Below are 21,060 nucleotides of genomic sequence, written 5' to 3'. Positions count from 1 at the left end.
CTTGACCATGGATAAGGCGATCCTGACCTGTGCGCTGAACGGTGTGCTGACCAACCCGATGCAGCATCCCGTTCCGGTTACCCCCGAAGACTGCGCAGCCTCGGCGCGTGAAGCTTATGATGCGGGGGCGTCGATCATTCATGTCCACTACCGGGATCAGGGCCCCGGTCGCGGCCACTTACCCAGCTGGGATCCAAAAGTTGCCCGTGACATTACAGATGCAATCCGCGATGCCTGTCCGGAAGTGCTGATCAATTCGACCACCGGCTTGCCCGGTGCGGATATCAGCGCGCCGGTTGGTGTGTTGCGTGAACTCAGGCCCGAGATTGCGGCCTGCAATGCCGGGACGCTGAACTACCTCAAGCTGCGGGCCTCGGGCGATTGGGCCTGGCCACCGATGGTCTTCGATAACCCGCCCGAAAAGGTGCAGGGCTTCTTGGACGTAATGGCAGAGACCGGAAGCATCCCAGAGTTTGAGTGCTTTGACGTGGGCATTGTCCGTTCGGTCGAGATGTATGTCCGTGCGGGAATGGCCAGGCAAGCACAGTATAACCTTGTGATGGGTGTCGCCTCGGGCATGCCGGTGGATGGTGATCTGCTGCGTCTGCTTCAGAAATACATGATCCCCGGATCAAAATGGCAGACAACGTTGATCGGACGGGCGGATATTTGGCCAGTGCACCAGCTAAGCGCCGAGTTGGGTGGTATGTTGCGCACCGGGGTTGAGGACACGTTCTATCTGCCGTCGGGCGACAAAACCTCGGGCAACGGGCAGTTGATCGAAGCGCTGGCCACATGTGCTGGCAACGCCGGGCGCGCAGTCGCATCCCCGGCCGAGGCGCGCGCGATCTTGGGGATTGGCTGACCAGCCAGGCCGATTTCGTCTGCGTGCGATCAGCCTGCCACGCTTGCTTGGCCGAAAAAGCATGAGCCATTATTGACTCATGCTGCACTAGCACAATAGGAGGGGTCGGTCCGGTCGCATCGGGTGACCGGCACAGCTTTCCCGATGGAGCATATCGAAATGTCTGAACTGCGTGACACCGCAATGTCGTCCAAGGCCTGGCCTTTTGAAGAGGCGCGCCGGTTGCTCAAGCGCTATCAGAAGAATGCTCCGGAAAAGGGCTATGTTCTGTTTGAAACGGGCTATGGCCCTTCGGGCTTGCCGCATATCGGCACGTTTGGCGAAGTTGCGCGGACCACGATGGTCAAGCGTGCGTTCGAGGCGCTGTCGGATATCCCCACCAAGCTGATCTGTTTCTCGGACGATCTGGACGGGATGCGCAAGGTTCCGACCAATGTGCCGAACCCTGAGATACTTGAACAGCATTTGCAGCGTCCGCTGACCTCGGTCCCGGATCCGTTCGGCGAATACGACAGCTTTGGCGCGCACAACAACGCGATGCTGCGGCGGTTTCTTGATACCTTTGGGTTCGATTACGAGTTCTATTCGGCCAAGGAATTCTACGAGTCCGGGCAGTTTGACGAGATCCTCAAGCGCGCGGTCGAACGCTATGACGAGATCATGGCAATCATGCTGAAAAGCCTGCGCGAAGAGCGTCAGCAGACCTATTCGATCTTCCTGCCGCTGCACCCGGAAAGCGGGCGGGTCATGTATGTGCCGATGAAAAAGGTCTGCGCCGAGACCTACACGGTGACCTTTGACGATGAAACCGGCAAGGAATGGACCGTGCCCGTCACCGGCGGCCACGTGAAGCTGCAGTGGAAGCCGGATTTCGGCGCGCGCTGGGCGGCGCTGGGCGTCGATTTCGAGATGTATGGCAAGGAGCACGCGACCAACGAAAAGATCTATGACGCGATCTGCCGTGCGTTGGGTGGCCGTGCGCCTGAGCATTTCAGCTATGAGCTGTTTCTGGATGAAAACGGTCAGAAGATCTCCAAGTCCTCCGGCAATGGCGTGTCGATTGACGAATGGCTGACCTATGCGCCGACCGAGTCGCTGGCCTATTTCATGTATCAAAAGCCCAAGACCGCCAAGCGGATGCATTTTGATGTGATCCCAAAAGCTTATGACGAGTATCATCAACAGTTGCGTGCCTATCCGGGTCAGGACCTGAAGGCGCAGTTGAACAACCCGGTTTGGCATATCCATGGCGGAGAGGTGCCCGAGTCGACCCTGATGGTGCCCTTTGCGATGTTGCTGAACCTGGCATCAGTGTCCGGGGCCGAGGACAAAGAGGCGTTGTGGGGTTTTATCCGCCGTTATGCGCCCGACGCGACTGCGGAAAGCCATCCCGATTTGGATCAGGCGGCAGGCTTTGCCGTGCGCTACTTCAACGACTTCGTCAAACCGACCCGCAAGCACCGCGCACCGACCGATCAGGAACGCGAAGCGCTGCAGGCGCTGAAAGCCGCGCTTGAGGCCTATGACGGCCCGGTCGAGGACGAGGCGCTGCAATCGGTGGTCTATTCCATCGGACGCGAGCGGTTCGACCCGATGCGCGGTTGGTTCACGGCGCTTTATGAGGTGCTGCTGGGGGCCTCACAGGGGCCGCGCTTTGGAGGTTTCATCGCGCTTTACGGCGTGGCCGAGACGATCGCCCTGATCGACAAGGCCCTGACCGGAGAGCTGGTCTGATTTGACCTGACCCCGCTTGGGGCTACCCTTCCGTCAGGAGGTGGCCCCATGCGTCGATTTTTGCTTGTTGTATCCCTGAGTGTCGCTCTGGCTTCGGGTGCCTATGGTCAGAGCGAAGAGATCGAGGCCAATATCGCGGCGCAGATCGAAGCGTTCGAAGCTGACGATTTCGCCACCGCCTTCACCTTTGCCAGCCCGAATATCCAGCGCCTGTTCCAGAATCCCGACAACTTTGGTGCCATGGTGCGCAACGGCTATCCGATGGTGTGGCGGCCGTCCGAGGTGCGGTTTCTGGAACTGCGCGAGATTGCGGGCGCGCTGTGGCAAAAGGTCATGATCGTGGATGGTGACGGCCGGGTTCACATTCTCGACTACCAGATGATCCAGCAGGAAAGCGGTTGGAAAATCAACGGCGTGCAATTGCTGGGCAATTCCGACCCATCAGCCTGAGGCAACGCCACCGTCACGGTGGGATGAGCCGCAGTTAATCCCTTTTGGATACTCAGACTTTCGCGTTCGGGGTGGACCCGGGCTGAGGGTTTGAACGTGCCGCTGTTTTGTGCGGCGCGATTGGGAAAGGGATTTCTATGAACAAGGCAATCACCGACGGCATCGTTTTCATGCCGCCTCAATTCGCGGATGGTCTGGGGGTTTGGTCTGCGGGGGACGGGACACCGGGCTCTCCCACCTATGCCGGGTCGGGCACGGGGGCATTTGTGCCAGCGGATGCGGATTTTGGCGGCTGTCTTGAGATTCTGAAGGTCAATCCAACGCAGCAATTGCGCTATATGGGCCAGACACCGCTGCTGCCTGGTTGCTATTTGCAGATCAAGGCGCGGGTCAAAGCCGTCAGCGGTCCGTTGCCCGAGGTTCGGATTGCGGCCTGGGCCGGCGGGGCCGGGGATACAAACCTGACCGGCGTGATCGAAGAGGGGCCGGCGACGCAACTTTCAGGCTACGGGGCGGTGCATGAAATCACCGCAATCGTCGGCACCGGGCGTCGCCCCGGGGTGGACATGCCCTGGGGTGTCGATGCGCTGTACGGCCATTTTGGTCTGGATATCCTTGGTGCCAACGGCGCACTGGTGCGGGTCGATGACATCGAGATCACGGATGTGACCGGCGTGTTCCTGCGCGAGATGATCAGCGTTGTGGATGTGCGCGATTACGGGGCCATTGGCGACGGCGTCACCGATGACTCGGCTGCGTTCGAAGCGGCGGATCAGGCTGCGGGCGGTCGTCGGGTTTATGTTCCGCAGGGAACATATCATCTGGCCGAAAATACCAGCATGGCGTCCGAGATGGATTTCGAGGGCACAGTGACCATGCCCGACGACAAGATGCTGCTGCTGACCAAGAATTTCGATCTGCCTGCCTACATCACCGCTTTCGGGGATGAGGAACTGGCCTTCAAAAAGGCATTTCAGGCGTTGCTGAACAATTCGGACCACGACTCGCTGGATCTGGGCGGGCGCAAGGTCGCGGTGACGGGGCCGATTGATATGGCGGCGGCTGTGCCCAACAAGCAAGGCTTCTCCACCCGACGTGTGATCCGTAACGGACAGTTCGACGTCAAAAGCAGCACGGATTGGGACACCGAGACCTTCACCTCGGTCGCCACCTATGACCCTTCCGACAATACCCGTCTGACGGATGTGGCCAATGTGGCGAACATCCCTGTTGGATCACTGGTGCAGGGCGCAGGCGTGGGGCGCGAGATTTACGTGCGGTCCAAGGATGTCGGCGCGGGCGAGATCACGCTGAATGCGCCGATCTATGACGCCTCGGGCACGCAGACCTATACATTCCAGTCCTTCAAATATCTGCTGGATTTCAGCGGCTTCAGTACACTGCGCAAATTCGGCATGGAGCAGATCGAATTCCAGTGCAACAGCCGGTGCAGCGCCATCCGTCTGGCGCAGTCGGGCAGCACGTTTTCGCTGAACGATTGTTTCATCAGCCGCCCCAAAGATCGCGGCATCTCGTCAACCGGGACCGGGTGCAAGGGGATGCTGATCGACAATTGTCAGTTCCTGTCCGCCGAGGAATCCTTCACCGTACCCGAGCGTAACTCGATTGCGCTGAACACAAACGCAAATGACATCAAGTTGCGCCATAACCGTGTCGTAAGGTTCAAGCATTTCGCCGTGGTGGGCGGCGACAACAACATGATTTTGGGCAATCATTTCTTTCAGGGGGACAGCATTCCGCAGGGCGTTCGCACCGCTGGCCTGATCATGATTGGCACCTATAACAGCTCGACCATTGCCCAGAACTACATCGACAACTGCTTTATCGAATGGAGCAACGAGCGCGACGCAGAACCCAGCTATGTTTCGGGCAATTCGTTCAGCGCCATGAGCATCACGGACAACATCTTCTATTCCAGCGAAGCACCGCCCTGGTTCAGCTATATTGTGGTCCGCCCCCATGGGCCGGGGCATTTTCTGAACGGGCTTTCGGTGACGGGGAACGTGTTCCGGTCAAGCAGCAGCGACATCGAACGTGCCGAGCGGGTGGATACAACTTTTGCTGACCTCAATAAGGATCGCCACGTCAATGTGACGTTCCAGAACAACACCTTTCACGGCATCGACAAGAAAGTAGCGAACCCTCTTCGGCTTCGCCATACACAGAACACGGCTGCCGGGACATGGAGCGTTTGGACCTCTGCCCGCTTGCCATTCAAGGGCAAGGCGCGCAGCTGCGATTCCGTCACCGCGCTGGGGGCGCTCAGAAGTACGCTTGGCACAGTCCGCTATGCCACGCCCTATGTCGATGTCGAGCAGGGGAATAACGAAGACGGCGTTCGCCTGCGGTGGCAGGAAAACCTGAGGGGTACGGCATCTGTTCTGGTGCGAATGGAGCGGTAAGTGCTCAGGCGGTCGCCCCAAGCGGGCGGCCGTCATTCTCTTGCCAAAATCACAAGAATCCAAGGAATTGCGCGACTTATAGGTTTCCTGTGCTAGGCTGAGATCAGCCAAAGGAGGATCAGATGCCGACCATCGCCAAAACCGCAACCGTGCAGACCGTCATTACAACATTTGAAATGACACCGGGAACCTGTCAGGATCTGTTGGAAGCGCTGACGGATGCCTATTCCAGCTTCATCTCCAAGCAGCCGGGATTTGTGTCAGCGGGCCTTCATGTGAACGACGCGCAGACCCGCATTGCCAACTATTCACAGTGGGAACGCCGTGAGGATTTCCTGGCCATGTTGCGCACGCCCGAGATGCGGGACCGCAACCGCAAGCTCAACGAATTATGCAAGAGTTTTGAACCGGTCATGTACGAGGTGGCCGAAACCTTTGACCGATCCTGACCTGGATCAAGGCCTCTGATTTCCGCGTGGTTTACTATGACTGCGGTTAAACGGAGGCCCTAAAATGTATCACAACATTCTTGTCCCCATTTCCTTCGACACCGAACGGGATACGTCCGGCCCGATCAAACTGGCCGAGTTATTGGCAACATCGGACGCAAAGGTCACCTTGCTGCATGTTGTCGAGCATATTCCCAACTATGCGATTTCCTACATGCCCGCCGAATATCTGACCGAAGCGCGCAAGGCCATTCAGACTGAGCTGGATGACCTTGCCGCAAAACTGCCCAATGCCGAAGGGCTGGTGATCGAGGGGCATTCGGGCCGCAGTATCCTGGACTGGGCCGAGGCACACAGCCCGGATCTGATCATCATGGCATCGCATCGGCCGGGGATGCAGGACCTGCTGTTGGGGTCTACCGCGACGCATGTCGTGCGCCACGCAAAATGCGCGGTTCACGTGGTCCGATGACGTCTAGAAATCCGCAGGGCTCAGGCGGTAGGCTTTTCCGAACCCGCCGTTGAGCAACCCGTCGGTGACGTCAAAGCGAACAAACCCGAAGTCGGCAAAATCGACATAAAGCTTGGCCTTCGGGCGCAACTCCAGATAGCGCAGGCGCAGACCCGCATGATCGGGTGTGCCTCGGGCGATCAACTGCGCTGTGGCGTGCAATGTCAGGCGCGGATGTGTCAGCGGATCGCCCTTGTCCGCCGGTTCTCCGATCAATAGCGCACAGGCTGGGTTCGCGTGCAGAGCACGTGTGTGATCGGACAGCGTTGAAATCAACGAGATCGGTTGCCCATTCTCATCTGTCGCCAATGCAATGCGCGACGATGATGGCAAGCCGTTGTCCGGGCGCAGAAAGGACAGCGCGGCAAAACTAGCGCTGCCCACCAGATCGCGCGCCAACTTGCGCGCTGTATCGTCCGTGGGTTGGTATGGGTCGGCCTTGGGCATCGCACTCGGCTTGCTGTCGCGTCAGAGATGACCATTTGATACGGGTTTGAGGGACACAGTTCCAGCCCGTCGGGTCGCCGCCGCCTCGGCTTTGCCACAAATCGCGTATACAGACGGGGTATGGATTTGGATCGCCCTACGCAGGAACAGGAACACCTGAACCCGCAGCCCTCAAAGCGACACCTGCGCGCTGATGCGACGCGGCGGCGGGCTTTGTCGCCTTTTCGCATTGGGCTGATGGTCGTGGCCTTACCCCTGACAACTGCTCTGATCGCGGCGAACATCTACATCCGAATGTCCGAGTTCGACCGGAACGGAGCGATCCTGCACCTCATCGCCCTGTCAGGCTGCGAAGCACCCGCAAAGCTTGGCTTTGGTCCCTTCCGCAAAGGTTATGCCGGGTATCACGAACGCTATGACCCGGACCGCAACGGTGTCTCGTGCGAAAAGTCAGGTCAGGTGCGCGCCAACAAAGCACCCACATCCGGCACGGCAACACAACGCGCTGTGGGGAACGCGAAATTCGTGCGCCCCTGATCCGTTCGGCCTGATTTCTTCACCTCAGGACAATTGAGCCCCGGCGCAGTCGCGGAAAATGCGGACCTGGGGCGCGGCCCCGTCCAACGGAAACTCGGCCAGCCCGTCCTGAGTGAACGCGTAGGCGGTCTGATTGTATTCCAACCCGTCCAGCACATTTCCGAACCCGGTATCCGCGACGGTCAGCGAGGCCGCACCGTCCGACAACACATGGCGCGAGGTGGCAATTTCGATCGGGTTCGGCCCATCAAACCGCATGGCAAACCATGGGGCCTGTGTCCAAGCCTCGGTCTTTTGCGTGACGGTCAGCGTGTAGAGAGGTTGGGCCGGGTCGTAGGTCAGGAAGATCTCTGCCTGTCCGGTGTCGTGTAACAGGGTGCAGATTGAACCCACCGAGGCCTCCCATGCGGTGGCTGGGGTGGCAAGGAGTATAGAGAGCAGAAGAAGGCGCATGACGGAAACTTAGCTGTCGATGGGCCTTGGGCAAGGGTGGTGATCTGTCTTTACGACAGAGGTTGGTTGTGCACGAGGCGGCCTGGTTGAAGGCGCTGATGAACTTTCCGCTGAGGCGCGCCAGATTCTCGGCCAGCACCACGCGGGTGCTGCGCACCCGGTGAATGGCGCTTTGGACTTCATGCGGGCTGCGCGGGGTGTTCGTCATGACAACCGTTTTGAAAACACAACCTGTTTTTTCAAACGTGGAGGAGAGGGCGTTGGGCTGTAAGGGTAGTGTCGGGCTGTAGGATGGGTGATTTCACCCATCAATGTTCATCACCAAAAAAGGTGGGTGCGAGCACCCATCCTACGCTTACCATTTAGAAAACACTATGAAACCAAACCACAAAATCGGTGCCGTATGCTGTTTGAACGGTTCCAACGGCGACCAGCAGCAACTCCAATCGCCACATAAGACTGCTCCAGCCTTCTTGAAATTGAGTAGAACTTCGGTAGCGGTCTTGAAACTCCAGAAACTCCTTATGGAATTGCTCTTGTTCTCGACGAAATCTGTCGGCTTGCTCTTGGTCAATCTGAGTACTTTCCAGAAACTCTCTAATTGAGTCAGGGGTGTTTTCGACAAACGGGTTGTCATATCCAAGCTGATGGTTTAGCCGGGCAATTTGCGATGCGTGGACGTCAAAAGTGTTTACAATCGCTTTGTCCCTGAAAGCTATCGCTTTGGCCGTTTGATCGAATTGCCATTTAGCTTGGGATCGTTCCCAGCTTTCCAGCGCCCGGGTAAATCGGTTTCTTTGAAAAGCTATTTTTAAAACTGCCGAAGCAATAATCAAAGCTCCAAATTTGGCAAATTTTTCAGGTTCGTTGGCTCGTAATAGGTAAGCTGAGTAACCTCCAAATATCAGAAACTGAACTGCGGCATAGAGCGTTGGACGGAGAGTCCTGTTCCAAAATGCTTGAACTGAGGATTTCAACGTCATCGCTTCCGCCGCTTCACATTCCCACCCCGCTGCCCCGGTCGCCCAGCCGTTGACCGTCCGCGCGATTTCACCGCATCCTCTGACGCCTTCTCGACCGCCCACTGACGCGCCATGGGGTCGTCTGCGACCGCCAGATCGACCGCTTCCAGACGTTTGATCTCATCCCGGATGTTGGCGGCTTCTTCGAATTCCAGGTTCTCTGCGGCTTTGCGCATCTGGTCGCGCAGACCGTCCAGATGGGCCTCAAGATTGGCACCGTGCATCGGTTTGTCGATGGTGGCGGTGACGCGGTTCATGTCGACGTCGCCTTCGTAGAGACCGGCCAGAACGTCCTCGACGTTTTTCTTGACCGTCTCAGGCGTGATGCCGTGTTCCTCGTTATAGGCAAGCTGTTTGGCGCGGCGGCGGTTGGTCTCGCCCAAGGCGCGCTCCATCGAGCCGGTGATCTTGTCGGCATACATGATCACCCGGCCATCGGCGTTACGCGCGGCGCGGCCGATGGTCTGGATCAGCGAGGTTTCGGAACGTAGGAACCCCTCTTTATCCGCGTCCAGAATGGCAACCAGACCGCATTCGGGGATATCGAGCCCCTCGCGCAGCAGGTTGATGCCGACCAGTACATCAAACGCCCCAAGCCGCAGGTCGCGCAGGATTTCGATGCGTTCCAGCGTGTCGATATCCGAGTGCATGTAGCGCACCTTGATGCCCTGTTCGTGCAGGTATTCGGTCAGGTCCTCGGCCATGCGTTTGGTCAGTGTGGTGACCAGCGTGCGGAAGCCGCTCGCGGCGACCTTGCGCACCTCATCCAGCAGGTCGTCCACCTGCATGGATACCGGGCGAATTTCGACCTCGGGGTCCAGCAGACCGGTTGGGCGGATCACCTGTTCGGTGAAAACGCCGCCGGTCTGTTCGATCTCCCACTTCGCCGGGGTGGCCGAGACAAAGACGGATTGCGGGCGCATAGCGTCCCATTCCTCGAACTTCAGGGGGCGGTTGTCCATGCAGGACGGCAGGCGGAACCCGTGTTCGGCCAGCGTGAACTTGCGCCGATAGTCGCCCCGGTACATGCCGCCGATTTGCGGAACGCTGACATGGCTTTCATCGGCGAAAACGATGGCATTGTCGGGGATGAATTCGAACAGGGTCGGGGGCGGTTCGCCCGGTGCGCGGCCTGTCAGATAGCGCGAATAGTTCTCGATCCCGTTGCAGACGCCAGTGGCCTCGAGCATTTCCAGATCGAAATTGGTGCGCTGCTCCAGACGTTGGGCCTCCAGCAGTTTGCCTTCGCCCACCAGTTGGTCCAGCCGGATGCGCAGTTCCTTTTTGATCCCGATGATCGCCTGCTGCATCGTCGGCTTCGGCGTCACGTAGTGCGAGTTCGCATAGACGCGCACCTGTTCCATCGTCGCAGCGCGCTCACCGGTCAGCGGGTCGAACTCGGTGATCTGTTCCAGTTCCTCACCAAAGAAGGACAGTTTCCAGGCGCGGTCCTCAAGGTGGGCGGGCCAGATTTCCAGCGAGTCACCCCGCACCCGGAACGAGCCGCGCTGAAACGCCTGATCGTTGCGGCGGTATTGCTGGGCCACCAGATCGGCCATCACCTGCCGCTGATCGTATTCATTGCCAACCTTAAGGTCCTGCGTCATCGCCCCGTAGGTCTCGACCGAGCCAATGCCGTAGATGCACGAGACCGAGGCCACGATGATCACATCGTCCCGCTCCAACAGCGCCCGCGTGGCCGAGTGGCGCATCCGGTCGATCTGTTCGTTGATCTGGGATTCTTTTTCTATGTACGTATCCGAGCGCGGCACATAGGCCTCGGGCTGGTAGTAATCGTAGTAGGACACGAAATATTCCACCGAGTTCTCGGGGAAGAAGCCCTTGAATTCACCATATAGCTGCGCCGCCAGCGTCTTGTTGGGGGCAAGGATGATGGCGGGGCGCTGGGTTTCCTCGATCACCTTGGCCATGGTGAAGGTCTTGCCCGTCCCGGTCGCGCCCAGCAGAACCTGATCGCGCTCGCCGTCGAGAACGCCGCCGGCCAGTTCCCTGATCGCTGTCGGCTGGTCGCCTGCGGGGGCAAACTCGGTATGCATTACGAACTGTTTGCCGCCTTCCAGTTTCAGGCGCGCGCGGACGTCTTCGGCGGTCAGTTGGGTCTTGTCGGAATGGGCGTAGGGCATGGGCAGGCTCCGGGTCAGGCCCTTACATTTGTTCTTATTTTGTCCAACTGCAAGTCCTGATCTGGTTTTTGAAAACGCCTTTCAGCTATACGCAAGCCGACCGTCCGGGATTTGATCTGATTGCACCTGTGGCGGAAATTCATCAGTGTTCATAAACCGGCCTAGATGGCCTCGGGCCGGGCATCGATTTCAAGGGTTCTTTCTTGGTGGATCATGTTGCAATCCTCATCATGAGCTGAACCCTTTTAGGTCACGCTGATGACAGTTTCTGGCATCAGTGGGATCGCTGAAACCCGCGACAATTGCGGACTTGTCCGCGCCGCTTGCGTCGCGCATAAACATGATCAGCCAAGTGAGGACGGAGAGGCGACATGCGCGCACGGATTTACCAGCCTTCAAGAAATGCGATGACCTCGGGCATGGCAAAGACCCGCAAATGGGTTCTGGAATATGCCCCCGCCTCGGCGCGCGAGGTTGATCCACTGATGGGCTGGACCTCGTCCAATGACACGCAGACTCAGGTTCGGCTGAAATTCGATACCAAGGAAGAGGCGCTGGAATACGCCAAGGATAACGGTATCGAGGCGCAGGTCAGCGAGCCGCATAAGCGCAAACCCAACCTGCGCGCCCGGGGTTATGGCGAAAACTTCGCCACCGACCGGCGCGGCCCCTGGACGCACTGAGTGATCGACATTCGTCAGGCCGACCCCACATCGGACGCTTTGCGCCCGGTGGTCGAGGCGCATTTTGCCCATAGCCAAACGGCTGGCCCTGCGGAAAGCAATCATACAATGGATGCCGATGCGCTGTCCGGGCCGGGGATCCGGTTTTGGGCCGTTTATGACGGCGATCAACCGGTGGGATGCGGGGCGCTGAAGCTGTTGCCGGACCAAACGGCCGAGGTGAAATCGGTGCACATCCTGTCACAAGTGCGCGGACGCGGGCTTGCGCGCGCGATGATGGATCATCTTGCGGAACACGCCCGGTCGGAAGGGATGTCCGCGCTGGTTCTGGAAACCGGCGCGGCGCATTTGCCGGAATATGACGGCGCCCGCAAACTGTACGAAGCATTGGGATATTCCTATTGCGGTCCGATCTACGGCTATGAGGATGATCCCAACAGCGCCTTCATGCGCTTGGGCCTTGAACCCCGCCCGTAAAAACCGCAAGAAGGGCGCAGCGGTCCCTTAGCTCAACTGGATAGAGCAGCTGACTTCTAATCAGCAGGTTGAGGGTTCGAGTCCTTCAGGGATCGCCATTTCCAACTGTTGCAACCGACACATCGCTCGCGAAATCTCGTTTGTGTGATCGGGGTCACTGACCGGCCCCACAGAATCAGTCAAAGTGACCCTATTGATGAGTTGGCGTCAGTTGGTTTTATGACGTGAGTTTTTTTAAAGTTCTCCCCAAGACACTTGGCGCGTTTGTTTCAAACGCGCCATTTTCTTTTGGCCTTGGGGGAGGGTGAGGGGCTGGGTGAGGGGGTCAGGCCAGCCCCTCGTAAGGGGTTACTGAGTGGTAGTGTAATCCGCTGACCTCAAATTAGCCCAAGTCTCGGGCCGCGGATATTGGGGGATTCCCGTACGGATCGCCTTTTCTGGTCGGATTTTCTGCGATTTCCCACAAAATTCGAGCGATTTTCGGGGCCTTTGATCAAAACAGGGCCAACCTTAGGCGTGAGTCCGACGGGTGATTCCCATCCGTCAAAAGGCGCTTGGCCTGTGTTTGCCTGTTTCCTCGTGGCATCCCGAAAAAAAATCTTGCAACCGGTTGCAAAGAGCAACATTGTGACGCCAAGTAAGATTCGGGAGAATTACATGCTGAAGGTCGGGCTGCTTGGTGCTGGTCGTATCGGACGTGTCCACGCGCAAGCCATTACGTTGCATTCGGAAAGCAAGCTATGTGCGGTGTCGGACGCAATGGCCGAAGCCGCGACGCAACTTGCCGAGGCGCATGGCGCGCAGGTGCAAAGCTCGGACGAAATTATCGATAACCCGGATATTGATGCGGTACTGATCGCAACGCCGACCGACACGCATTCGGACCTGATCGAGGCTGCAACGCAGGCAGGCAAGGCGGTTTTGTGCGAAAAGCCGGTCGATCTGGACCTGCAGCGGGCGCTTGACTGCCAGACTGTTGTGGCCGGGCGCAAGCCACCTGTCATGATTGGGTTCAACCGCCGGTTTGATCCCAACTTTTCCGCGATGAAGGCCGCTGCCGACGCAGGTGAGATTGGCAAGGCTGAGCTGTTGTCGATCACCTCATTCGATCCTGCACCCCCGCCGGTCAGCTACATCAAGGTTTCGGGCGGGCTGTTCCGTGACATGATGATCCACGATTTTGACATGGCGAACTATCTGATGGGGGAAATCCCGACCTCTATTTCCGCCGTTGGATCCTCGGTCGTGGACCCTGAGATCGGGCAGGCCGGGGATGTTGATACCGCTGTTGTCACAATGACTTACGCGGACGGTCGGATCGCGGTCATCAAGAACTCGCGCCGTGCGGCCTATGGTTATGACCAACGGGTCGAAATGCTGGGATCAAAGGGACTGCTGCAGGCCCAGAACATGTTGGAAAATACGGTGGTCAAATCGACGTCGGACGGCGTTGTCGGGGCCAAGCCTACCTACTTTTTCCTTGAACGCTATATGCCTGCGTATCGGGCCGAATGGGATGCATTTGTCCAGGCCGCAACGTCGGGCGCAGCGGTTCCGGTGACTTTGGATGACGGTGTCGCTGCGCTGGCCATGGCCGAAGCGGCAACGCAATCCGCACGTTCGGGCGCACCCGTCCAAATGGCGGAAATTTTGAAACCGGTTGCAAAATGAGCGAATTTCTTCAAACTGAAAACGGCTCGGTACCACTTCCGGCTACGACAGATTCGGTCCGACCGAGTGAATGGGGCGGATAGCCCAGGACAAAAACAGACGGTTTTTATGGGAGGAAACCAAATGAACAAGTTTGTGAAACGAGTGCTGATGGCCAGTGCTGTGGCGGTTGCAGCGGCCACGGGCGCTGCGGCGGAAGGCGAAAAGTACATCCTGGTCAGCCATGCCCCGGACAGCGACAGCTGGTGGAACACGATCAAGAACGGCATCGCGCTGGCGGGTGATCAGATGGGTGTCGAGGTCGAGTATCGCAACCCGCCCACCGGCGACATCGCCGACATGGCGCGGATCATCGATCAGGCGGCGGCCTCGGGGCCGAACGGGATCATCACCACTTTGGCCGATTATGACGTGTTGAAAGGTCCGATCACATCTGCCGTGGACTCGGGCATTGACGTTATCATCATGAACACCGGCACGCCGGATCAGGCGCGCGAGGTTGGAGCGCTGATGTATGTCGGCCAGCCCGAATATGACGCCGGTCTTGCCGCCGGTCAGCGCGCAAAAGGTGACGGCGTTACCAAATTCCTGTGCGTGAACCACGCGATCCAGCAGCCCACGGTGGGCGAGCGTTGCCGTGGCTTTGCCGATGGTCTGGGTGTTGAACTGGGCGATGCGATGCTGGACAGCGGCACCGACCCGGCGGAAATCAAGAACAAGGTTCTGGCCTATCTGTCCGCAAACCCGGATACCGATGGCATACTGACTCTGGGTCCGGTGTCGGCTGATCCCACCGTGGCGGCGCTGAAGGAAAACGGCATGGCCGGTGACATCTATTTCGGCACCTTCGATCTGGGTGAGGAAATCGTCAAAGGCATCAAGGACGGCACCATTCAGTGGGGCATCGACCAGCAGCCCTTCCTGCAGGCGTATCTGCCGGTTGTGATCCTGACCAACTACCATCGCTACGGCGTTCTGCCGGGCAACAACATCAACTCGGGCCCCGGTTTTGTGACCGCAGACGCCCTTGAAAAAGTCGAGGAACACGCGGGCGAATACCGCTGATCCCAACCGGGTGGCGCCAGGGCGCGCCACCCGCCTGACTTAAATCCGCACCTTTCAAATCGTGGAGGCACGCCATGTCCACCACCCAAGTCGCTGACGAACGCGTCAAGGAAATGTCCGCGCTGCGCCGCTGGCTGATCCGCCCCGAGCTGGGCGGGATCGTTGGAACCGTCGCAGTCTTTACCTTCTTTCTTCTATTCGCCGCTGATTCCGGCATGTTCAACGCGCAGGGCGTGATGAACTGGGGCACCGTGTCCGCTCAGTTCATGATCATCGCTGTCGGCGCGTGCTTGCTGATGATCGCGGGTGAATTCGACCTGTCCGTCGGCTCGATGATCGGCTTTTCGGGCATGATGATTGCCATCTTTCTGGTGATCCTGGGCTGGCCCGCCTGGATCTCGATCATTGTGACTTTCATTCTGTGCATGCTGATCGGTGCCTTTAACGGCTGGATCGTGATCCGCACCGGGCTGCCCAGCTTTATCGTGACGCTGGCGGCGCTGTTCGTGCTGCGGGGCTTTACCATCTATCTGCCGCAAACCTTCGAGAACAAGACCATCATCGGCGGTATCCGCGACGCGGCAGAAGGCGACTGGCTGGCCCCGATCTTTGGTGGGAAAGTTCTGCAGGGGCTGTTCGTCTGGCTGGGCGACAACGGCATTATCGCCACGTTCGAACGCGGTACGCGCGCCGGTCAACCTGTTGTTGACGGTATCCCCATGCTGATCGTCTGGGCGATTGTCATCATTATCTTTGGCCATGTGCTGCTGACCAAAACCAAGTTTGGCAACTGGATCTTTGCGGCCGGTGGCGATGCCGAGGCCGCGCGAAACTCGGGTGTGCCAGTGAACAAGGTGAAAATCCTGATGTTCATGTTCACCGCCTTCTGCGCCACCGTATTTGCGACCTGTCAGGTCATGGAATTCGGTTCGGCCGGCGCGGATCGTGGTCTGCTGAAAGAGTTCGAGGCAATCATCGCCGTGGTCATCGGTGGCGCGTTGCTGACCGGCGGCTATGGCTCGGTTCTGGGGGCGGCGCTGGGTGCGCTTATCTTTGGTGTGGTGCAGCAGGGGCTGTTCTTTGCAGGCGTCGAAAGTTCGCTGTTCCGGGTGTTTCTGGGTGTGATCCTGCTGGGTGCGGTGATCCTGAACACTTATATTCGTCGCATCATCACAGGAGAACGCTGAGATGACCGAAGACACCAAATTCCACCACGGCGACTCGCAAGAGCAAAAGCCGATCATCCGTATGGTCGACATTCAGAAACACTTTGGTTCGGTGATCGCGCTGGCTGGCGTCAGTTTCGACCTGAAACCGGGGGAATGCCATTGCCTGCTGGGAGATAACGGCGCGGGCAAGTCGACCTTCATCAAAACCATGTCCGGTGTGCACAAGCCAACCGCCGGTGAGATCTTCTTCGAAGACAGGCCGATGCATTTCGAAGACCCGCGTGACGCCATTTCAGCGGGTATCGCCACGGTGCACCAGCATCTGGCCATGATCCCGTTGATGAGCGTCAGCCGCAACTTCTTCATGGGCAATGAACCGACACGCAAAGTGGCCGGGATCAACTTCTTCGACAAGAAACTGGCGGATGAGATCACCATGGAAGAGATGCGCAAGATGGGCATCAACCTGCGTGGCCCGGATCAGGCCGTCGGCACGCTGTCGGGTGGGGAACGTCAGACAGTTGCGATTGCCCGCGCCGTGCATTTCGGTGCGAAGATCCTGATTCTGGACGAGCCGACCTCGGCCCTTGGGGTGCGTCAGACTTCGAACGTTCTGGCGACCATCGACAAGGTGCGCAGTCAGGGTGTGGGCGTCGTGTTCATCAGCCACAACGTCCGCCACGCGTTGGCGGTGGGCGACCGCTTTACCGTGTTGAACCGGGGGCAGACGCTGGGCACCGCAAAGCGGGGTGAGATCACGCCTGAGGAACTTCAGGACCTCATGGCTGGCGGTCAGGAACTGGCCGAGCTGGAAGGTTCGCTGGGCGGGACCGTTTAAAACACCGGTGCCCCGCAGGCATGCGGGGCGCCCGATCATTCAGTGGTGCAAGGCCACACATAAATCACAGGTCAGATTGGGTGGCCTGGAACCTTCAGAAATGTGAAAACCGACCTAAAGCCCATGACGGCTTCGTGTTGAAAGGGATCATGATGAGCAAGACAGTCCGACTGACCGCGGCGCAAGCTCTGGTGCGCTATCTCGGGGCACAGATGAATGAGGCCGGAGAGCCCTATATCGCCGGAGTCTGGGCCATTTTCGGCCATGGCAACGTGGCAGGTCTGGGTGAGGCTTTGCACGCGGTCAAGGACAGCCTGCCCACCTATCGTGGTCACAACGAACAGACCATGGCCCATTGCGCGATTGCCTATGCCAAGCAGATGCGTCGCACGCGGGCGATGGCCGTGACCTCATCCATCGGGCCGGGGGCCACGAATATGGTGACAGCGGCGGCATTGGCTCATGCGAACCGACTGCCGGTACTGATCATCCCCGGCGATGTGTTTGCCTCGCGCGGCCCGGACCCGGTGCTGCAACAGATCGAGAATTTCGGTGACGGCACGGTCAGCGCCAATGACTGTTTCCGGCCGGTCAGCCGGTACTATGACCGCATCTCGCGCCCCGAACACCTGTTGACCGCGCTACCGCGCGTCTTCCGTACCATGACCGACCCGGCAGATTGCGGTCCGGTGACGCTGGCCTTCTGCCAGGACGTGCAGGCCGAGGCCTACGACTATCCCGAAAGCTTCTTTGAGCCACGCGTCTGGTATCAGCGCCGCATCCGCCCGGACGAGGGTGAATTGGCCCGCGCCGTTGCCGCGATCAAAGCGGCCAAGCGCCCGGTCATCGTGGCCGGGGGCGGGGTGCATTACTCGGGCGCGACCGACGCGTTGCAGAGTTTTGTCGAAACCCACAATATCCCCGTCGCTGAAACGCAGGCAGGCAAATCGGCCTTGGCCTGGGACCACCCATTGAACCTTGGCCCGATTGGTGTGACCGGTGGAGAACCAGCCAACGATGTATGCGCCGAGGCTGATCTGGTTCTTGCGGTTGGTACGCGGTTGCAGGATTTCACCACCGGGTCATGGGGCCTGTTTTCGAACCCCGAACGCGAGATGATCTGCCTGAACACCGCAGCCTATGACGCCGAAAAGCACGGAGCAATGCCATTGCAATCCGACGCACGCGTGGGCTTGCAAGAGCTGGGCGCAGGCTTGCAGGGCTACAGCGCCGATCCAGTGGCCGATACCCTGAAAGCCGATTGGTTCGGCAAGGTCGACAAGCTGACCGATGCGCCCGGTGACGGCAATGCTCTGCCCACCGACATGCAGGTGATTGGCGCGGTTCAGCGGGCCTCGCATAACGACACCGTTGTAATGTGCGCCGCCGGAACAATGCCCGGTGAGTTGCACAAGCTGTGGAAGGCCCCGCGCCCCGGCGCCTATCACATGGAATACGGGTTCAGTTGCATGGGGTATGAGATCGCAGGCGCCATGGGCATCAAGATGGCCCAGCCCGAGCGCGACGTGATCTGCTTTACCGGCGACGGCACCTATATGATGGCGAACTCGGAAATGGCCTCTGCCGCGATGATGGGCGTGTCCTTCACTGTTGTCATCACCGACAACCGGGGCTTTGGCTGTATCAACCGCTTGCAGATGGGCACCGGCGGGGCCGAGTTTAACAATCTGCTGGATCACGCGGTGCATGAGACACCGTCGGCCATCGACTTTGCCGCACATGCGGCGGCGATGGGGGCGACCTCGGTCAAGGTGAGTTCAATTGCTGAATTGGAAGAGGCACTGGCCAAACGGGGCGACATCAAAGGACCTTACGTGGTGGTCATTGATACCGATCCGTACCCGTCGACCGAATATGGCGGCACGTGGTGGGAAGTAGCCGTGCCCGAGGTCTCAATCCGCCCCGAAGTGAACGAAAAACGCGCGGCATATGAAGTTGCGATCAAGGAAAGAAACACGAAATGAGCGTGAAGATCGGTATCTCTCCGATTGCGTGGCAGAATGACGATCTGCCCGACCTGACGGCGGCCTATACCATGGAACAGGCGCTGAAAGAGGCCAGAGAGATTGGTTATACAGGCGTTGAGCGCGGCCAGCGGATGCCCGGCGACACCGAAGGGTTGCGCGCCTATCTCGACGGCAACGACATCGCCCTGTGCGGCGGTTGGTGTTCCGGTGCGTCGCTGGTCAACGACTTCGCGACCGAACGTGAGGCGGTGCGCGAACAGGTCGAGCAATTCGTGGCGCTGAACAGCCCGTGCATTGTCTATGCCGAATGCTCGAACACCGTGCAGGGGCAGATGGGCACGCCGGTCAATCACCGTCCGAAACTGTCGAAGGATGAGGTTAAAGCCTACGCAGCCAAGATCACCGAATTGGCGAAATGGATGGCCGATCAGGGGATGCCGATGGCCTATCACCACCACATGGGCACGATCATCGAAAGCGAGGATGACGTGAACTGGCTGATGGAGGGATCGGGCCCCGAGGTGAACCTGTGCTTTGACACCGGCCATCTGCTGTTTGGCGGCGGTGATGTGATGGCAACCCTGAACCGCTGGGGCGACCGGGTGCATCACGTGCATTTCAAGGACATTCGCCCTCAGGTCGTGCAGACAACCCGCGAGAATGACCATTCTTTCCTGGATGCGGTGGTCGGCGGCGCTTTCACCGTTCCAAGCGATGGTTGCATCGACTTTCAGGCGGTCGCAAACGCGCTGAAAGCGATGGATTACGACGGCTGGATTGTGGTCGAGGCCGAACAGGACCCGGCCAAGGCGCCGCCCTATGAGTATTCCAAGATGGGCTACGACCACATTGTCGAGGTCTGCAAACGGGCGGGATTGGAGATCACGGCGTAACACCCAGCCCCAAAGGGCAACACCAAAAGCCATGAGAAAGGAGACTGTCATGGTGACTCAACAGCTTGGATATGTCGGCTATTTCGACCGGGAATCCTGTGATCTGGATGAATTCAAGGTGTTGACCTCTCAGAACCTTTTGGCTGAAACGGTGCCTTTTGCGGCCTCCGTCGAAAAGAACGTGCCCGTCTATGACATGCAGGCGCTGCGTCCGATGTTGGAACAGCCCGACACACGCCGTGCTTTGCTGGCGGAATGGGGCTGGGTTCTGGACAAATCCGCCGGTGTGATCGCTTTGAAAGGGGCGTATCCGGACACCTCGATCATTGATCGGGCGACGGATGTGTTTCGTCAGATTATCGAACTAGAACGCCAAAGCGGGGCGGGTGAGGGTGATCATTTCGCCGCCTCAGGCGCGAATGACCGGATTTGGAACGCCTTGCAAAAACAGTGCCTGCGCGATCCGGAGGGGTTTGCGCTCTATTTCGGGAACACGGCGATCTCGGCGGCTTGTGAAGCATGGCTTGGGCCGAACTATCAGGTGACGGCGCAGATCAATCAGGTGCGTCCCGGTGGCAAGGCGCAACAGGCGCATCGGGACTATCACCTTGGGTTTCAAAGCGCGGACAGCGCGGCCCGATACCCGGCCCATGCGCATCTGGTAACAGCCTCGCTGACGCTGCAGGGGGCGGTTGCGCATTGCGACATGCCATTGGAAAGCGGTCCTACCAAACTACTACCGTTCTCGCAGCTCTACCCGCCGGGCTATCTGGCCTTCCACGACGAAGCCCACCGGGCGTATTTCGAGGACAGCTATATCCAGCTCCCACTGGAAAAGGGCGACGCGGTGTTTTTCAACCCGGCCCTGTTCCACGCGGCGGGCGGGAACAGCAGCACCAACATTCACCGCATGGCGAACCTGCTGCAAATCTCGTCACCCTTCGGGCGTGCGATGGAGGCGGTGGATCGTCAGGCGATGTCGCTGGCGGTGTTCCCGTCACTGGTTGCCTTGAAGCAGCGCGGGGCGTTGGACGCATCGCAGTTGGAGGCCGCGATTGCAGCCACGGCTGAGGGTTATCCCTTCCCCACCAATCTGGACACGGACCCTCCGGTCAGGGGCAACGCGCCTGAAAGTCAGGCGGACATACTGCGCTGTGCTGTTGCGGAAGGCTGGACCGAGGCGCAACTGTCCAAGGCTCTTTCGGCCCTGAACCAAAGGCAAGCTGCCTGAAACAACAATC

Annotated in this window: 20 protein-coding genes and 1 tRNA gene; 17 read left to right on the top strand and 4 right to left on the bottom strand. The window is 58.9% G+C overall.

Going from position 1 to position 21,060, the window contains the following annotated elements; translation table 11 throughout:
• Positions 1 to 7 precede the first annotated feature (7 nt).
• The 6 genes from ACR0E6_RS08470 (at position 8) to ACR0E6_RS08445 (ending at position 6,393) form a co-directional block, all read left to right on the top strand.
• Positions 8 to 865, top strand: a complete 858-nt coding sequence (locus ACR0E6_RS08470) for a beta-keto acid cleavage family enzyme (RefSeq protein ID WP_170523158.1) — start codon at positions 8 to 10, stop codon at positions 863 to 865.
• A gap of 159 nt (positions 866 to 1,024) precedes the next feature.
• On the top strand, positions 1,025 to 2,599 hold the full coding sequence (locus tag ACR0E6_RS08465; RefSeq protein ID WP_480583132.1) for a lysine--tRNA ligase: 1,575 nt from the start codon (positions 1,025 to 1,027) through the stop codon (positions 2,597 to 2,599).
• 48 nt (positions 2,600 to 2,647) lie between these two features.
• The gene (locus tag ACR0E6_RS08460; RefSeq protein ID WP_480582375.1) at positions 2,648 to 3,049 is read left to right on the top strand and encodes a DUF4864 domain-containing protein; all 402 of its coding nucleotides are present in this window, start codon (positions 2,648 to 2,650) and stop codon (positions 3,047 to 3,049) included.
• A gap of 137 nt (positions 3,050 to 3,186) precedes the next feature.
• On the top strand, positions 3,187 to 5,472 hold the full coding sequence (locus tag ACR0E6_RS08455) for a glycosyl hydrolase family 28-related protein (protein ID WP_480582373.1): 2,286 nt from the start codon (positions 3,187 to 3,189) through the stop codon (positions 5,470 to 5,472).
• 122 nt (positions 5,473 to 5,594) lie between these two features.
• Entirely contained in the window at positions 5,595 to 5,921 is a 327-nt protein-coding gene (locus tag ACR0E6_RS08450; RefSeq protein ID WP_170452244.1) for an antibiotic biosynthesis monooxygenase family protein, read from the top strand.
• A gap of 64 nt (positions 5,922 to 5,985) precedes the next feature.
• Positions 5,986 to 6,393, top strand: a complete 408-nt coding sequence (locus ACR0E6_RS08445; protein ID WP_480582371.1) for a universal stress protein — start codon at positions 5,986 to 5,988, stop codon at positions 6,391 to 6,393.
• Between the two features lie 3 nt (positions 6,394 to 6,396).
• Here ACR0E6_RS08445 and ACR0E6_RS08440 read toward each other — a convergent pair whose 3' ends face one another.
• Positions 6,397 to 6,879: a HugZ family pyridoxamine 5'-phosphate oxidase gene (locus tag ACR0E6_RS08440; protein ID WP_480582369.1), complete on the bottom strand. Its 483-nt coding sequence runs from the start codon at positions 6,877 to 6,879 to the stop codon at positions 6,397 to 6,399.
• 120 nt (positions 6,880 to 6,999) lie between these two features.
• Between ACR0E6_RS08440 and ACR0E6_RS08435 the strand changes: the two genes are divergently transcribed.
• Positions 7,000 to 7,416 (top strand): excalibur calcium-binding domain-containing protein, encoded by a 417-nt coding sequence (locus ACR0E6_RS08435; protein WP_480582367.1) that lies wholly within the window; start codon positions 7,000 to 7,002, stop codon positions 7,414 to 7,416.
• Between the two features lie 24 nt (positions 7,417 to 7,440).
• Here the strand turns inward: ACR0E6_RS08435 and ACR0E6_RS08430 are convergent, their stop codons facing one another.
• The 3 genes from ACR0E6_RS08430 to uvrB all read right to left on the bottom strand — a co-directional run bounded on the left by ACR0E6_RS08430 (position 7,441) and on the right by uvrB (position 11,035).
• On the bottom strand, positions 7,441 to 7,809 hold the full coding sequence (locus ACR0E6_RS08430) for a hypothetical protein (RefSeq protein WP_480582365.1): 369 nt from the start codon (positions 7,807 to 7,809) through the stop codon (positions 7,441 to 7,443).
• Between the two features lie 422 nt (positions 7,810 to 8,231).
• Positions 8,232 to 8,852 carry a hypothetical protein gene (locus ACR0E6_RS08425; protein ID WP_480582363.1) on the bottom strand — a complete coding sequence of 207 codons (621 nt, stop codon included), beginning with the start codon at positions 8,850 to 8,852 and terminating at the stop codon, positions 8,232 to 8,234.
• Positions 8,849 to 11,035, bottom strand: a complete 2,187-nt coding sequence (uvrB, locus tag ACR0E6_RS08420; RefSeq protein ID WP_170523177.1) for an excinuclease ABC subunit UvrB — start codon at positions 11,033 to 11,035, stop codon at positions 8,849 to 8,851. Before uvrB ends, ACR0E6_RS08425 begins: the two co-directional genes overlap by 4 nt.
• 371 nt (positions 11,036 to 11,406) lie before the next feature.
• Between uvrB and ACR0E6_RS08415 the strand changes: the two genes are divergently transcribed.
• From ACR0E6_RS08415 to ACR0E6_RS08370, 10 genes are all read left to right on the top strand, one after another.
• Positions 11,407 to 11,718, top strand: a complete 312-nt coding sequence (locus tag ACR0E6_RS08415; protein ID WP_170452229.1) for an ETC complex I subunit — start codon at positions 11,407 to 11,409, stop codon at positions 11,716 to 11,718.
• Positions 11,719 to 12,195: a GNAT family N-acetyltransferase gene (locus ACR0E6_RS08410; RefSeq protein WP_480582360.1), complete on the top strand. Its 477-nt coding sequence runs from the start codon at positions 11,719 to 11,721 to the stop codon at positions 12,193 to 12,195.
• 21 nt (positions 12,196 to 12,216) lie between these two features.
• Positions 12,217 to 12,293, top strand: a tRNA-Arg gene (locus ACR0E6_RS08405).
• Between the two features lie 559 nt (positions 12,294 to 12,852).
• The gene (gene iolG / locus ACR0E6_RS08400; protein ID WP_480582358.1) at positions 12,853 to 13,866 is read left to right on the top strand and encodes an inositol 2-dehydrogenase; all 1,014 of its coding nucleotides are present in this window, start codon (positions 12,853 to 12,855) and stop codon (positions 13,864 to 13,866) included.
• Between the two features lie 123 nt (positions 13,867 to 13,989).
• Entirely contained in the window at positions 13,990 to 14,931 is a 942-nt protein-coding gene (locus tag ACR0E6_RS08395) for a sugar ABC transporter substrate-binding protein (RefSeq protein ID WP_170452223.1), read from the top strand.
• A gap of 74 nt (positions 14,932 to 15,005) precedes the next feature.
• Entirely contained in the window at positions 15,006 to 16,118 is a 1,113-nt protein-coding gene (locus ACR0E6_RS08390; protein ID WP_170452221.1) for an ABC transporter permease, read from the top strand.
• 1 nt (position 16,119) lies between these two features.
• The gene (locus tag ACR0E6_RS08385) at positions 16,120 to 16,938 is read left to right on the top strand and encodes an ATP-binding cassette domain-containing protein (RefSeq protein WP_170452219.1); all 819 of its coding nucleotides are present in this window, start codon (positions 16,120 to 16,122) and stop codon (positions 16,936 to 16,938) included.
• Positions 16,939 to 17,090: 152 nt separating this feature from the next.
• The gene (gene iolD / locus ACR0E6_RS08380; protein WP_480582356.1) at positions 17,091 to 18,923 is read left to right on the top strand and encodes a 3D-(3,5/4)-trihydroxycyclohexane-1,2-dione acylhydrolase (decyclizing); all 1,833 of its coding nucleotides are present in this window, start codon (positions 17,091 to 17,093) and stop codon (positions 18,921 to 18,923) included.
• Complete coding sequence (gene iolE, locus ACR0E6_RS08375; RefSeq protein WP_480582354.1) at positions 18,920 to 19,819, top strand: myo-inosose-2 dehydratase; 900 nt, start codon at positions 18,920 to 18,922, stop codon at positions 19,817 to 19,819. The genes iolD and iolE overlap by 4 nt, the downstream gene beginning before the upstream one ends.
• A 49-nt stretch (positions 19,820 to 19,868) precedes the next feature.
• The gene (locus ACR0E6_RS08370; protein ID WP_480582352.1) at positions 19,869 to 21,050 is read left to right on the top strand and encodes a phytanoyl-CoA dioxygenase family protein; all 1,182 of its coding nucleotides are present in this window, start codon (positions 19,869 to 19,871) and stop codon (positions 21,048 to 21,050) included.
• Positions 21,051 to 21,060 lie beyond the last annotated feature (10 nt).

This window comes from Ruegeria sp. AP12 (assembly GCF_056540025.1).
Note: the sequence above shows the minus strand (reverse complement) of the source record. Positions and strands in the feature narration are given on the sequence as shown.